This is a genomic window from Streptomyces sp. DSM 116793 (assembly GCF_057320905.1).
Genome location: NZ_CM170494.1, coordinates 1341491 through 1355799, shown reverse-complemented (window position 1 = coordinate 1355799; position 14309 = coordinate 1341491). Strand labels below are relative to the sequence as shown.

14 protein-coding genes are annotated in these 14309 nt (G+C 70.6%); 10 read left to right on the top strand and 4 right to left on the bottom strand.

What is annotated here, in order from left to right; all coding sequences use genetic code 11:
• Nucleotides 1-48: 48 nt before the first annotated feature.
• On the bottom strand, nt 49-2136 hold the full coding sequence (gene tkt / locus ACSMXW_RS05760) for a transketolase (RefSeq protein ID WP_485804379.1): 2088 nt from the start codon (nt 2134-2136) through the stop codon (nt 49-51).
• 383 nt (nt 2137-2519) lie between these two features.
• Between tkt and ACSMXW_RS05755 the strand changes: the two genes are divergently transcribed.
• Nucleotides 2520-3515: a heme o synthase gene (locus tag ACSMXW_RS05755; RefSeq protein ID WP_485804378.1), complete on the top strand. Its 996-nt coding sequence runs from the start codon at nt 2520-2522 to the stop codon at nt 3513-3515.
• An 89-nt stretch (nt 3516-3604) separates the two neighbouring features.
• Nucleotides 3605-4021, top strand: a complete 417-nt coding sequence (locus ACSMXW_RS05750; RefSeq protein ID WP_485804377.1) for a hypothetical protein — start codon at nt 3605-3607, stop codon at nt 4019-4021.
• A 244-nt stretch (nt 4022-4265) separates the two neighbouring features.
• Here the strand turns inward: ACSMXW_RS05750 and ACSMXW_RS05745 are convergent, their stop codons facing one another.
• The 3 genes from ACSMXW_RS05745 to ACSMXW_RS05735 all read right to left on the bottom strand — a co-directional run bounded on the left by ACSMXW_RS05745 (nt 4266) and on the right by ACSMXW_RS05735 (nt 7147).
• Entirely contained in the window at nt 4266-5261 is a 996-nt protein-coding gene (locus ACSMXW_RS05745) for a COX15/CtaA family protein (protein WP_485804376.1), read from the bottom strand.
• 106 nt (nt 5262-5367) lie between these two features.
• Entirely contained in the window at nt 5368-6135 is a 768-nt protein-coding gene (locus tag ACSMXW_RS05740; RefSeq protein WP_485804375.1) for an ABC transporter permease, read from the bottom strand.
• Between the two features lie 88 nt (nt 6136-6223).
• Nucleotides 6224-7147, bottom strand: coding sequence for an ABC transporter ATP-binding protein (locus ACSMXW_RS05735; protein WP_485804374.1), 924 nt, complete (start codon nt 7145-7147; stop codon nt 6224-6226).
• A 257-nt stretch (nt 7148-7404) separates the two neighbouring features.
• On the opposite strand from ACSMXW_RS05735, the gene ACSMXW_RS05730 reads away from it, so the two are divergent.
• From ACSMXW_RS05730 to ACSMXW_RS05695, 8 genes are all read left to right on the top strand, one after another.
• Nucleotides 7405-8187: a helix-turn-helix transcriptional regulator gene (locus ACSMXW_RS05730; RefSeq protein ID WP_485807834.1), complete on the top strand. Its 783-nt coding sequence runs from the start codon at nt 7405-7407 to the stop codon at nt 8185-8187.
• The gene (gene sufB / locus ACSMXW_RS05725) at nt 8184-9605 is read left to right on the top strand and encodes a Fe-S cluster assembly protein SufB (RefSeq protein WP_485804373.1); all 1422 of its coding nucleotides are present in this window, start codon (nt 8184-8186) and stop codon (nt 9603-9605) included. The genes ACSMXW_RS05730 and sufB overlap by 4 nt, the downstream gene beginning before the upstream one ends.
• 165 nt (nt 9606-9770) lie before the next feature.
• On the top strand, nt 9771-11009 hold the full coding sequence (gene sufD / locus ACSMXW_RS05720; RefSeq protein WP_485804372.1) for a Fe-S cluster assembly protein SufD: 1239 nt from the start codon (nt 9771-9773) through the stop codon (nt 11007-11009).
• On the top strand, nt 11006-11338 hold the full coding sequence (locus ACSMXW_RS05715) for a non-heme iron oxygenase ferredoxin subunit (RefSeq protein WP_485804371.1): 333 nt from the start codon (nt 11006-11008) through the stop codon (nt 11336-11338). Before sufD ends, ACSMXW_RS05715 begins: the two co-directional genes overlap by 4 nt.
• Before the next feature lie 5 nt (nt 11339-11343).
• Nucleotides 11344-12108, top strand: a complete 765-nt coding sequence (gene sufC, locus ACSMXW_RS05710) for a Fe-S cluster assembly ATPase SufC (RefSeq protein ID WP_485804370.1) — start codon at nt 11344-11346, stop codon at nt 12106-12108.
• Nucleotides 12105-13373 (top strand): cysteine desulfurase, encoded by a 1269-nt coding sequence (locus ACSMXW_RS05705; protein ID WP_485804369.1) that lies wholly within the window; start codon nt 12105-12107, stop codon nt 13371-13373. The genes sufC and ACSMXW_RS05705 overlap by 4 nt, the downstream gene beginning before the upstream one ends.
• Nucleotides 13374-13389: 16 nt before the next feature.
• Entirely contained in the window at nt 13390-13848 is a 459-nt protein-coding gene (gene sufU / locus ACSMXW_RS05700) for a Fe-S cluster assembly sulfur transfer protein SufU (protein WP_485804368.1), read from the top strand.
• Nucleotides 13845-14180, top strand: coding sequence for a metal-sulfur cluster assembly factor (locus tag ACSMXW_RS05695; RefSeq protein WP_212910807.1), 336 nt, complete (start codon nt 13845-13847; stop codon nt 14178-14180). The genes sufU and ACSMXW_RS05695 overlap by 4 nt, the downstream gene beginning before the upstream one ends.
• The last annotated feature ends 129 nt before the right edge of the window (nt 14181-14309 follow it).

The following is a 14309-nucleotide window of genomic DNA, read 5'->3' as shown; positions in this document are numbered from 1 at the left end:
TGCATCTCCTGCTCTGAGATTTCTTCGATATCTCGTGTTACACCAGCGTCAGCGCTGGGCGGCGGCAAGGGATTCCCGTGCCGCGGCGGCCACCGCCTCGGCCGTGAATCCGTACTCACGGAACAGCACCTTCGCGTCCGCCGAGGCTCCGAAGTGCTCCAGCGAGACGATCCGGCCCGCGTCACCGACGAAGCGGTGCCAGCTCAGGGCGACCCCTGCCTCCACGGCCACCCGGGCCTTCACCGACGGCGGCAGCACCCGGTCCCGGTACCCCTGGTCCTGCTCTTCGAACCACTCGATGCAGGGCATCGAGACCACCCGGGTGGGCACGCCCGCGGCCTGCAGCTCCTCGCGCGCTCCCACCGCCAGCTGCACCTCGGAGCCGGTGGCGATCAGCACCACCTGGGGGGCGCCGCCCTCGGCGTCCAGCAGCACGTAGCCGCCGCGCGCCGTGTCCTCGTTCGGCTCGTACACGGGCACGCCCTGGCGGGTCAGCGAGAACGCGTGCGGGGCGCCCTTGCCGTACACCTTGGTGTGCCGGCGCATGATCTCCCGCCAGGCGAGCACGGTCTCGTTGGCGTCGGCGGGCCGCACCACGTGGAGGTTCGGAATCGCGCGCAGCGACGCCAGGTGCTCCACCGGCTGGTGGGTGGGGCCGTCCTCGCCGAGGCCGATGGAGTCGTGCGTGTACACGTACGTCACCGGCAGGTGCATCAGCGCGGACAGCCGCACCGAGTTGCGCATGTAGTCGGAGAACGTCAGGAAGGTGGCGCCGAAGATGCGGGTGTTGCCGTGCAGCGCTATGCCGTTCATCGCCGCGGCCATCGCGTGCTCGCGGATGCCCCAGTGAATGGTGCGGCCGTAGGGGTCCGCGGACGGCAGCGGGTTGCCCTCCGGCAGGAACGAGGAGTTCTTGTCGATCGTGCTGTTGTTGGAGCCCGCGAGGTCCGCCGAGCCGCCCCAGAGCTCGGGGACGGCGGCGCCCAGCGCCTGGATCACCTTGCCGGACGCGGCGCGGGTGGCCAGCGAGCTGCCCGGCTCGAAGACCGGCAGGCTCTCCTCCCAGCCGACCGGCAGTTCGCCCGCGGAGATCCGGTCGAACTCGGCGGCGCGCTCCGGGTTGGCCGTGCGCCAGGCGGCGAACTGCTTCTCCCACTCGCCCCTGGCCTCGCGGCCGCGGTCCAGGGCGCGCCGGGTGTGCGCGAGGACCTCCTCGGAGACCTCGAAGGACTTCTCGGGGTCGAAGCCCAGCACACGCTTGGTGGCCGCGACCTCGTCGGCGCCGAGCGCGGAGCCGTGCGCGGCGCCGGTGTTCTGGGCGTTGGGCGCGGGCCAGGCGATGATCGAGCGCATCGCGATGAAGGACGGCCGCTCGGTCTCCGCCTTCGCGGCCTCCAGGGCCGCGTACAGGGCCTCGGGGTCGAGGTCGCCGTTCTCCTTGGGCGAGACGCGCTGGACGTGCCACCCGTAGGCCTCGTACCGCTTCTCGGTGTCCTCGGAGATCGCGGCCTGCGTGTCGCCCTCGATGGAGATGTGGTTGTCGTCCCAGAGCAGGATCAGATTGCCCAGCTTCTGGTGGCCGGCGAGCGAGGAGGCCTCGGCGGAGATGCCCTCCTGGAGGCAGCCGTCACCGGCGATGACGAAGATGTGGTGGTCGAACGGGGAGGTCCCGGGCGCGGCCGCGGGGTCGAACAGGCCTCGCTCGTACCGGGCGGCCATCGCCATGCCCACGGCGTTGGCGACACCCTGGCCGAGCGGGCCCGTGGTGGTCTCCACGCCGGCCGTGTGGCCATACTCCGGGTGCCCGGGGGTCTTCGAGCCCCAGGTGCGGAACGACTTGAGGTCGTCCAGCTCCAGGCCGAACCCGGCCAGGTAGAGCTGGATGTAGAGGGTCAGGGACGAGTGACCCGCGGACAGCACGAAGCGGTCACGGCCGGTCCAGTCCGGATCCGCCGGGTCGTGCCGCATCACCTTCTGGAAGAGGGTGTACGCGGCCGGTGCCAGGCTCATCGCCGTACCAGGATGGCCGTTGCCGACCTTCTGTACGGCGTCGGCAGCCAGGACACGGACGGTGTCCACGGCTCGTTGGTCCACCTCGGTCCAGTCGAGGTCTGTGGTGGTCGGCTTGCTGCTCACCCTGAGTCAGGGCTCCTCTCCACATGTCGAGTGCCGGCCTCTTCAGGTGCGCCGGACGCAGTCGAGCCTACCCCGGTACCAGGTCGCTCCTTTCGCCCCATTCGGCCAGGCCGTGGCCGGGTGCGGCCGGGTGCGGCCGGGGCCTCCCGCCCCGCGCAGAGAGGGCCGCCCGCCTCGCACGGAGGGCGCTGCCGCCCCGCATGGAGGGCGCCGTCCGTCTCGTACGAAGGGTGCCGGGCGTGACCGGCCGGCGGTGTCGGCGGTGGTCGTCGTGGTGTCAACACGACCGACCCCCGCGAAGGGCGGGAGAGGGGCAACGTCTAGAGTGGCGTGGTACGCGCGAGCCTTCTCCGGGACCACACAAGCCCAGAGGCTTGCTGGAAATGTCTCTGTCAGGGGTGTGCGTGACGGCCGTTGAATCCCGTTCACCGGGTGGGGGCACCTCCCATGCCGTGACGGCTGCGGAGGAGTTCGGTCCGGCTGAGGTCCACCGGCCGTTCGGGGCCCGGGTCAAGGCGTTCGTGGCGCTGACCAAGCCGCGGATCATCGAGCTTCTTCTGATCACCACGGTCCCGGTGATGTTCCTCGCCGCGCAGGGCGTGCCCGACCTCTGGCTGGTGGTCACCACCTGCATCGGCGGATACCTCTCCGCGGGCGGCGCCAACGCCCTCAATATGTACATCGACCGCGACATCGACGCCCTGATGACACGCACGGCACAGCGCCCGCTCGTCACCGGCATGGTCTCGCCCCGCGAGGGCCTGGTCTTCGGCCTGTCGCTCGCGGTCGTGTCCACCCTGTGGTTCGGCTTCCTCGTCAACTGGCTCTCCGCCTGGCTGGCGCTGGGCGCGCTGCTCTTCTACGTCGTCGTCTACACGATGATCCTCAAGCGGCGCACCTCCCAGAACATCGTCTGGGGCGGCATCGCGGGCTGCATGCCCGTCTTCATCGGCTGGTCCTCGGTGACCGACTCGCTCTCCTGGGCGGCGGTCATCCTCTTCCTGGTGATGTTCTTCTGGACACCGCCGCACTACTGGCCGCTGTCGATGCGGGTGAAGGAGGACTACGCGCGCGTGGGCGTGCCGATGCTCCCCGTGCTCGCCTCCAACCGTGTCGTCGCGAAGCAGATCGTCCTCTACAGCTGGGTGATGGTGATCGTCTCCCTTCTGCTGACGCCGCTCGGCTACACCGGCTGGTTCTACACCTCCGTGGCCCTGGCCACCGGCGGCCTGTGGCTCTGGGAGGCGCACGGCCTGCTGAACCGGGCGAAGGCGGGCGCGGTGGGCGCGAAGCTCAAGGAGATGCGGCTGTTCCACTGGTCGATCACCTACGTCTCCCTGCTCTTCATCGCCGTGGCGGTCGACCCGTTCCTGCGGTGAGGCGGGCTTCCGGCCTGGTGGCCGGAGCGCCCCTGGCGGTATGACCCCGCCCACCACCCCGTTGTTAACTCACCGGTAGCATCCTGCGTATGGCAGAGACAGAGCAGGTGGACGACGGCGGTACGGACGGCGGCGCCACCGCCGGACAGGGCGGTGGGCGCTGGAGCGCCGCGGGACGACGGGCCGCCCTGGACGCCCGGAGGGTGTCCAGGCTGGCCGGGGAGATCAGCGCCTTCGCTGGCGCGCACGGCGGTGCCGAGGGGCAGATCGCCTATGTGGGACGCAAGGGTGCCCGGATCGTGCTGGTCGGCGCGGACGGCCGCTGGGGCGATCTGATGGCCCCCAGCCATGCGCTGGCGCGGCAGGCCGTGGAGAAGGCCGGCATCACCGTCCACGAGAGCTTCGACGGGGACCTCGCGGCCAAGGTCCGCACGGGGCCCTACGAGTGGGTGCGGATGGCGGGGATCCAACTCGGCGGATCGCTCCGCGGGCCGTCACCGTCCTGAGGGGGGCGATCCGTACGCCGGGGCCGCGCCGGCCCACCCGAGGGGCGCGGGGAACGGGCACGACCAGCCCCGACGAGACGGTCGGGCCGTCACCGGCCCGAGGGGGCTGTCTCCGCCGCGCCCCGGAGGAGGCTGTTTCCGTCCGGCACGGCCGGGCTGCCGGCCGGTGGGTGGTCGCTCGCGCCCGCACGGCGCAGCCTCACAGGGGGCGCCCCGCGGCAGTGGCCGCTCGAAGAGCGGATCCTCACACCGTCGACAACCGTGCGTCCTGCTGAACCGGCACATCAGCCACCGCCACCGGCCGCTCGCGCATCGCCAGCAGCACCCGCAGCACCGCGATCCACACCAGCGCGGACCCCAGCATGTGCAGGCCCACCAGGGCCTCCGGCAGGTCCAGGAAGTACTGCGTATAGCCGATCACGCCCTGGGCGAGCAGGACCACGAACAGGTCGCGGGTGCGGTGCAGCGGGCCCACGGGGGCGTCGACCGCCTTGAGGACGAACCACAGGGCGAAGGTCAGCGTCACCACGACCCACGCCAGGACCGCGTGCAGCTTGCTGACGTCCTCCCAGCTCACCGGCATCCGCTCCACGGCGCTGGAGTCCCCGGCGTGCGGACCGGCACCGGTCACGACCGTGCCCACGGCGATCAGCAGCACCGCCGCCGCCACCAGCACCCACACCAGCTGGACCACCGACTTGCCGACCAGCGGACGGGGCGCCGCGTCGCCCTCGCGGGTGCGCTGCCACATCACCGTGGCCACCGCGAGCAGGGCCGAGGTGAGCAGGAAGTGGCAGGCGACCGTGTACGGGTTGAGGCCCACCAGGACGACGATGCCGCCGAGCACCGCATTGCCCATGACCAGCCAGAACTGCGCCCAGCCCAGCCGGGTCAGGGACCGCCGCCGGGGCTCGGCGGCGCGCGCGGCGATGATCGCCCAGCCGACGGCGGCGCACAGCACGTACGTCAGCATCCGGTTGCCGAACTCGATCGCGCCGTGGAAGCCCATCGCGCGCGTGGTGGTCAGCGAACCGTCGGTGCACTCGGGCCAGGTCGGGCAGCCCAGACCGGAGCCGGTCAGCCGTACCGCGCCGCCCGTGCACACGATGACCACCGTCATGACGAGGGCGGCGAGGGCCGCACGCTGCACGGTCCTGGGGGACGGGGTCCAGCGCTCGGCGATGAAGGCGAGCGGATTGCGCACGGCACGAAGCGCGTCGTCTCGGGTCACTTGGGGCACGGCCCTATCGTAGGCGGCCGCTTGTGCACGCCTTCACGAGGGCCCGGTTCCGCGAGCCCCCCGGGGTGACGGGCCCCGGTGCGCCCCGCGGAAGGCGGGCGCCGTCTCACTCCCAGCGGAAGAACGCCGCCGCGGCGCCCAGCCCGAGCACGGCCCACACTCCGAGGATCCCGAGGTCGCCCCAGGGCATCGCGGCACCGTGCTGGAGCACGTCACGCAGGCCGTCCGCGAGCGCCGACAGCGGCAGCAGACCCAGCGCCGCCTGCGCCGCGTCCGGGAACCTGTCGAGCGGCACGAGGACGCCCCCGCCGGCCAGCAGGAGCAGGAAGACCAGGTTGGCCGCGGCCAGCGTCGCCTCCGCCTTCAGGGTGCCCGCCATCAGCAGGCCGAGCCCCGAGCAGGCCGCGGTGCCCAGCACGAGCAGCAGCACCACGGCGGCCGGGTTCCCGTGCGGGGACCAGCCCAGCGCGAGGGCGATGACCGTGAGCAGGATCACCTGAAGCACCTCGGTGACCAGTACCGAGAGCGTCTTCGCGGTCATCAGCGCCCAGCGCGGCAGCGGCGAGGTGCCCAGCCGCTTCAGGACGCCGTACCGCCGCTCGAATCCGGTGGCGATCGCCTGGCCGGTGAACGCGGTCGACAGCACCGCGAGCGCCAGGATGCCGGGCGTGAGGAAGTCCACGGCCGGGCCGGCACCGGTGTCGACGATGTCGACCGAGCTGAAGAGCACCAGCAGGAGGGTGGGGATCACCACGGTCAGCAGGAGCTGCTCGCCGTTGCGGAGCAGCATCTTCGTCTCCAGCGCCGCCTGCGAGACGATCATCCGCGGCAGCGGCGCCGCCCCGGCCCTCGGCGTGTACGTACCGGCACTCACCCGCGCGGCTCCTTGCCCGTCGGTTCCAAGCTGTGCTGTCCCGGGGAGCGATCCCAGGCCCCCCGGCCCGAGCGTGTTGCGTACCCGTTCACCCGCGCAGCTCCTTGCCCGTCAGCTCCAGGAAGACGTCCTCCAGGGTGTGGCGTTCCACGGAGATCTTCTCCGGCATGACGCCGTGCTGGGCGCACCAGGAGGTGACGGTGGCCAGCAGGTGGGGATCGACCTTGCCGGTCACCCGGTAGGAGCCGGCGGTGAGCTCCTCGACGGCTGCGTCGGCGGGCAGCGCCTTGAGGAGGGACGCCACGTCGAGCCCGGGGCGCCCGGTGAAGCGCAGGGTGTTCTCGGCTCCGCCGCGGCACAGCTCGTCGGGGGAGCCGTGCGCTATGACGCGTCCCGCGTCGATGATCGCGACGTCGTCGGCGAGCTGCTCGGCCTCGTCCATGTAGTGCGTGGTGAGGATGACGCTCACGCCGTCGGCGCGCAGCTCCCGTACCAGGTCCCAGGTGGCGTGCCGGGCCTGCGGGTCGAGGCCCGCGGTGGGCTCGTCCAGGAAGACCAGCTCGGGGCGGCCGACCACGGCCATGGCGAGCGCCAGGCGCTGCTGCTGGCCACCGGAGAGCCGCCGGTAGGTGGTGCGGCCGCAGGAGCCGAGCCCCAGCCGCTCGATGAGGGCGCCGACGTCCAGCGGATGGGCGTGCAGCCCGGCCACGTGGCGGAGCATCTCCTCCGCGCGTGCGCCCGAGTAGACGCCGCCGGACTGCAGCATCACACCGATCCGGGGCCGCAGCTCGCGGGCCTGGCGGCGCGGGTCGAGACCGAGGACGCGCACCGTGCCGGCGTCCGGCCTGCGGTAGCCCTCGCAGCTCTCGATGGTGGTGGTCTTGCCCGCCCCGTTGGGGCCGAGGACGGCGGTGATGCCCGGCGCCGCGGTGAGGTCGAGACCGTCGACGGCGGTCCTGGTGCCGTACCGCTTGACCAGGCCGTGCACGTGGACCACCGGCTCGCTTCGCATGGCGGAAGTCTAGGGACGCCCCGCGCGCGGGGAACCGGCGGGGCGGTACGCGACCGCGCACGCCGGGGTGCGCACCGGCGGTCACCGGACCGTACCGGCGGTGAACGCCCTGCCGGGGCGCCGGACGTTCCCCCTGGTCGCCCGCGTGATCGGCTTAGGTTCACCTAAGTGACGCAAGGCACCCCGATCGGCCGATCACCGGGTTGTCAGCCTCTGAAGAATTACGCAACAATAGCGTTGTGAAAAACGGCGCAGGCTTGGAGGGGGACCCCCCTCAGGAGGAGCTCGCGGCTGGGTTGCGTGCGGACCGCTCCACACGCGACCGAGTCGCGCGCTCCATCCTGGACCACGGCCCGTCGACCGTGGCCGACCTCGCGAGCCGCCTGGGCCTCACCCAGGCTGCCGTCCGCAGGCACCTGGACGCGCTGGCCGCGGACAACGTCGTACAGCCCCGTGAGCAGCGGGTCTACGGCGCGCGCGGCCGCGGCCGCCCCGCCAGGGTCTTCGCGCTCACCGACTGCGGCAGGGACGCCTTCGACCAGTCCTACGACAAGCTCGCCGCGGACGCGCTGCGCTGGATCGCGCAGAGCGCCGGTGGCGGCGCCGCCGGGGAGGCCGCCGTGGCGGCCTTCGCGCGTGACCGCAGCGAGTCGCTGGCCGAGGCGTACCGTGCGGCCGTCGAGGCCGCCGCGCCCGAGGAGCGCACCGAGGCCCTGGCCAAAGCGCTCACCGCCGACGGGTACGCTGCTACGGCGCGCAGCGCACCCGGCCGGAGCCAGGGCGAGCAACTGTGCCAGCACCACTGCCCCGTCGCCCATGTGGCGGAGCAGTATCCGCAGCTGTGCGAGGCCGAGACGGAGATTTTCTCGCGTCTGCTGGGTACCCACGTGCAGCGGCTGGCCACCATCGCCCACGGCGACGGCGTCTGCACGACGTTCATTCCGGGCGACCCCGGCCAGGCGCCCCGCTCGTCGGAGAACCACGCGTCGAAGCACAACGACCCATCATCTGCAAGCACGGCCGGGAGGAACCCCGCATGACTCTCCCCACGGAGACCGCCCACCCCGAGCTGGAAGGCCTGGGCAAGTACGAATACGGCTGGGCCGACTCCGATGTCGCCGGTGCCGCGGCCAAGCGTGGCCTGAACGAGGACGTCGTCCGGGACATCTCCGGCAAGAAGTCCGAGCCCGAGTGGATGACCAAGCTCCGCCTCAAGGGCCTCAGGCTCTTCGAGAAGAAGCCCATGCCGAGCTGGGGCTCCGACCTCTCCGGCATCGACTTCGACAACATCAAGTACTTCGTGCGGTCCACGGAGAAGCAGGCGGAGAGCTGGGAGGACCTGCCCGCCGACATCAAGGCCACCTACGACAAGCTCGGCATCCCCGAGGCGGAGAAGCAGCGCCTGGTCGCCGGCGTCGCCGCCCAGTACGAGTCCGAGGTGGTCTACCACCAGATCCGTGAGGACCTGGAGCAGCAGGGCGTCATCTTCCTGGACACGGACACCGCCCTGAAGGAGCACCCGGAGCTCTTCAAGGAGTACTTCGGCACGGTCATCCCGGCCGGCGACAACAAGTTCGCGGCGCTCAACACCGCCGTCTGGTCCGGCGGCTCCTTCATCTACGTGCCGAAGGGCGTGCACGTGGAGATCCCGCTCCAGGCCTACTTCCGCATCAACACCGAGAACATGGGCCAGTTCGAGCGGACGCTGATCATCGTCGACGAGGACGCCTACGTCCACTACGTCGAGGGCTGCACGGCGCCGATCTACAAGTCGGACTCCCTGCACTCCGCGGTCGTCGAGATCATCGTCAAGAAGGGCGCCCGCTGCCGGTACACCACCATCCAGAACTGGTCGAACAACGTCTACAACCTGGTCACCAAGCGCGCGGTGGCCTACGAGGGCGCGACCATGGAGTGGGTCGACGGCAACATCGGCTCCAAGGTCACGATGAAGTACCCCGCGGTCTACCTGATGGGCGAGCACGCCAAGGGCGAGACCCTCTCCATCGCCTTCGCGGGCGAGGGGCAGCACCAGGACGCGGGCGCCAAGATGGTCCACATGGCCCCGAACACCTCGTCGAACATCGTCTCGAAGTCGGTGGCGCGGGGCGGCGGCCGGACCTCCTACCGGGGTCTGATCGAGATCGGCGAGGGCGCCCCCGGAGCCAAGTCCAACGTGCTCTGCGACGCCCTGCTCGTCGACACGATCTCCCGCTCCGACACCTACCCCTACGTCGACGTCCGCGAGGACGACGTCTCCATGGGCCACGAGGCGACCGTCTCCAAGGTCTCCGAGGACCAGCTCTTCTACCTGATGAGCCGCGGCCTCTCCGAGGACGAGGCGATGGCGATGATCGTGCGCGGCTTCGTCGAGCCGATCGCCAAGGAGCTGCCCATGGAGTACGCCCTGGAGCTCAACCGGCTGATCGAACTCCAGATGGAAGGCGCGGTGGGCTGACGAGGCCCGCGGTCCCCGCACACAAACCCGGGCTCAGTCGCTGAGCCCCGCGAGCGCCGCCGAGGAGCGGCCCCGGCCGGAGCGGGGCGCCACCGGGCGCCCCGCTCCGGCAGCCGCCCCCGGCGGACGAGCACGACGAGGCAGAAAGCGAGCAATACGACAGCCATGGCTGAGGCCCAGAACTCCCAGGACCTGCGTGAGGCCCCGGTCCAGGGGAGCACCCCGCCGGTGGGCTCCACCACGACCGGCGCCATCGCGGTGGCCGGAGAATCGACCGTCGCCACGCGAATGAGCGCGCGCCCGTCCTTCGACGTGGCGGACTTCCCCGTGCCGCACGGCCGGGAGGAGGAATGGCGCTTCACCCCGCTCGACCGGCTGCGCGGGCTGCACGACGGCACGGCCAAGGCCACCGGGTCGGGTGTCAAGCTGGAGGTCAGCGCGCCGGACGCCGTCACGGTCGAGACCGTCGGCCGGGACGACGAGCGGCTCGGCAGGGCCGGCGTCCCCGTGGACCGCGTCGCGGCCCAGGCCTACTCCTCGTTCGAGAAGGCCTCCGTCGTCACCGTCCCCAAGGAGACGGTGCTGGAGGAGCCGGTGCGCATCACCGTCCACGGAGAGCGTCTGGACGGCGCCGCGGCCACGGTCTACGGCCAGCTCGTCATCGAGGTGGGCGCCTTCGCCGAGGCGCTGGTGGTCATCGACCACACCGGCGACGCGGTGCTCGCCGCCAACGTCGACTACATCCTCGGCGACGGCGCGAAGCTCACCGTGGTCTCGGTCCAGGACTGGGACGACAAGGCGGTGCACGTCGGCCAGCACAACGCCCTGGTCGGCCGGGACGCCTCCTTCAAGTCCGTCGCCGTCACCTTCGGCGGCGACCTGGTCAGGCTGCACCCCCGGGTGACCTACGGCGGTCCCGGCGGCGAGGCCGAGCTGTTCGGGCTCTACTTCACCGACCGGGGCCAGCACCAGGAGCACCGCCTCTTCGTCGACCACAACACCCCGCACTGCAAGTCCAACGTCGTCTACAAGGGCGCCCTGCAGGGCGACGACGCCCACGCCGTCTGGATCGGTGACGTGCTCATCGAGGCCGCCGCCGAGGGCACCGACACCTACGAGATGAACCGCAATCTCGTCCTCACGGACGGCGCCCGCGTCGACTCGGTGCCCAACCTGGAGATCGAGACCGGTGAGATCGTCGGCGCCGGGCACGCCTCCGCCACCGGCCGCTTCGACGACGAGCAGCTGTTCTACCTGATGGCGCGCGGTATCCCGGAGATCGAGGCGCGCCGCCTCGTGGTACGCGGCTTCTTCGCCGAGCTGGTCCAGCAGATCGGCCTGCCGGACATCGAGGAGCGCCTGATCGCACGGATCGAAGAGGAGCTGGAGGCGTCCGTCGCATGACCGAATTCGTCCGAGTCTGTGAGCTGGGCGAGCTGGAGGTCGACACCCCCAAGCGGGTGGAGATCGAGGGCACGCCGGTCGCCGTCGTCCGCACCGAGAGCGAGGTGTTCGCGATCCACGACATCTGCTCGCACGCGAACGTCTCGCTCTCCGAGGGCGAGGTGGAGGACGGCCAGATCGAGTGCTGGCTGCACGGCTCCTGTTTCGACCTGCGCACCGGCAAGCCCTCCAGCCTGCCCGCCACCCGCCCCGTCCCCGTTTACCCCGTAAAGATCGAAGGAGACGGCGAAGCCGCCGCTGTGCTCGTCTCCCTCACCCAGGAGTCCTGAAGGCCATGGCAACGCTTGAAATCCGAGACCTGCACGTCACCGTCGAGGCCGAGAACGCCACGAAGGAGATCCTCAAGGGCGTCGACCTCACCGTGAAGCAGGGCGAGACGCACGCCATCATGGGCCCGAACGGCTCCGGCAAGTCCACCCTCGCCTACTCGCTCGCGGGTCACCCCAAGTACACCGTCACCGGCGGCACCGTCACGCTCGACGGCGAGGACGTGCTGGCGATGACCGTCGACGAGCGCGCCCGCGCCGGGCTGTTCCTGGCGATGCAGTACCCCGTCGAGGTCCCCGGCGTCTCCGTCTCCAACTTCCTGCGCACCTCCGCCACCGCCATCCGCGGCGAGGCACCCCGCTTGCGGACCTGGGTGAAGGAGGTCAAGGAGACCATGGAGCGGCTCCAGATCGACCCGGCCTTCGCCGAGCGCAACGTGAACGAGGGCTTCTCGGGCGGCGAGAAGAAGCGCCACGAGATCCTCCAGCTCGAACTCCTCAAGCCGCAGATCGCCATCCTCGACGAGACCGACTCCGGCCTGGACGTCGACGCGCTCCGGGTGGTCTCCGAGGGCGTCAACCGCGTCCGCGAGACCGGCGAGGTGGGCACCCTGCTGATCACCCACTACACCCGCATCCTGCGCTACATCAAGCCCGACCACGTGCACGTCTTCGCCGGCGGGCGGGTCGTCGAGTCCGGCGGTGCCGAGCTCGCCGACAAGCTCGAGAACGAGGGCTACGAGGCGTATGTGAAGGGAGGCGTATCCGCGTGACAGAGGCCCGCCAGGGGCTTGCCGGCCTCCTCGACACCGAGGCGCTCCGCAAGGACTTCCCCATCCTGGACCGCCTGGTCCATGACGACCGGAAGCTCGTCTATCTGGACAACGCGGCGACCTCGCAGACCCCCCGCCAGGTCCTCGACGTCCTCGACGAGTACTACGAGCAGCACAACGCCAACGTCCACCGCGGCGTGCACGTCCTGGCCGAGGAGGCCACCGCCCTCTACGAGGGCGCCCGCGACAAGATCGCCGCCTTCATCAACGCCCCCAGCCGCGACGAGGTCGTCTTCACCAAGAACGCCTCGGAGTCGCTGAACCTCGTGGCGAACCTGCTCGGCTGGGCCGACGAGCCCTACCGCGTCGACCACGACACCGAGATCGTCATCACCGAGATGGAGCACCACTCCAACATCGTTCCGTGGCAGCTGCTGTCGCAGCGCACCGGAGCGAAGCTGAAGTGGTTCGGCCTGACCGACGACGGCCGTCTCGACCTCTCCTCGATCGACGAGATCATCACCGAGAAGACGAAGATCGTGTCCTTCGTGCTGGTCTCCAACATCCTGGGCACGGTCAACCCGGTCGAGCAGATCGTGCGGCGCGCCCAGGAGGTCGGCGCGCTGGTCATGATCGACGCCTCGCAGGCCGCCCCGCACATGCCGCTGGACGTCCAGGCGCTGGGCGCCGACTTCGTCGCCTTCACCGGCCACAAGATGCTGGGCCCGACCGGCATCGGGGTGCTCTGGGGCCGCCAGGAGCTGCTGGAGGACCTGCCTCCGTTCCTGGGCGGCGGCGAGATGATCGAGACGGTCTCGATGCACTCGTCCACCTATGCCCCCGCCCCGCACAAGTACGAGGCGGGCACGCCCCCCATCGCGGGGGCCGTCGGCCTGGGCGCGGCGGTGGACTACCTGACCGCGATCGGCATGGACAAGATCGCCCAGCACGAGCACGTCCTCACCCGGTACGCGGTGGAGCGGCTCGGGGAGGTTCCCGGCCTCACGATCGTCGGCCCCACCACGGCCGAGGACCGCGGCGCCGCCATCTCCTTCACGCTCGGCGACATCCACCCGCACGACGTGGGCCAGGTCCTCGACGAACTGGGCATCGCCGTCCGCGTGGGCCACCACTGCGCCCGCCCGGTCTGTCTGCGGTACGGAATTCCTGCGACCACCCGAGCGTCGTTCTATCTGTACTCCACGCCGGCGGAGATCGATGCCCTGGTCGACGGCCTGGAGCACGTACGGAACTTCTTCGGCTGAGAGGCTGGCTGCCACGGTGAAGCTCGATTCCATGTACCAGGACGTCATCCTGGACCACTACAAGAACCCGCACGGCCGAGGCCTGCGGGACGGCGACGCCGAGGTCCACCACGTCAACCCGACCTGTGGGGACGAGATCACGCTCCGGGTGAAGTACGACGGCGACCGGATCGCCGATGTGTCGTACGAGGGCCAGGGCTGCTCCATCAGCCAGGCCAGCGCCTCCGTGCTGAACGAACTCCTGGTCGGCAAGGACCTGGCGGAGGCGCGGAAGATCCAGGGCGTCTTCCTGGAGCTGATGCAGTCCAGGGGCAGAATCGAGCCGGACGACGCGATGGAGGAGGTGCTGGAGGACGCGGTCGCGTTCGCCGGCGTCTCCAAGTACCCGGCCCGGGTGAAGTGTGCGCTGCTGAGCTGGATGGCATGGAAGGACGCGACGGCCCAGGCTTTCGCGGAGGAGGCGAAGACCGCATGAGCGAGAACGACACGCTGGCCAAGCCGGCCTCGGAGGAGGAGCTCCGCGAGGCGCTGATGGACGTCGTCGACCCCGAGCTGGGCATCGACGTCGTCAATCTCGGCCTGATCTACGGCATCCACATCGACGAGACGAACGTCGCCACGGTCGACATGACACTGACGTCGGCGGCGTGTCCGCTGACCGATGTCATCGAGGACCAGGCACAGGCGGCCACGGACGGCATCGTCAACGAGTTGAAGATCAACTGGGTCTGGATGCCGCCGTGGGGTCCCGACAAGATCACCGACGACGGCCGGGAGCAGTTGCGGGCGCTGGGCTTCAACGTCTGAGGAGCGCCCCGTAAGGGGCGCGGACCGCGGACACTGCGCGGGGGCGCGCCCCGGCCCACCCAGGGGCGCCTCCCGTGTCCGGCCACCGGCCGGCGGGCTGCGCCCCTGCCGGGGTGTTGTGCGCCTCCG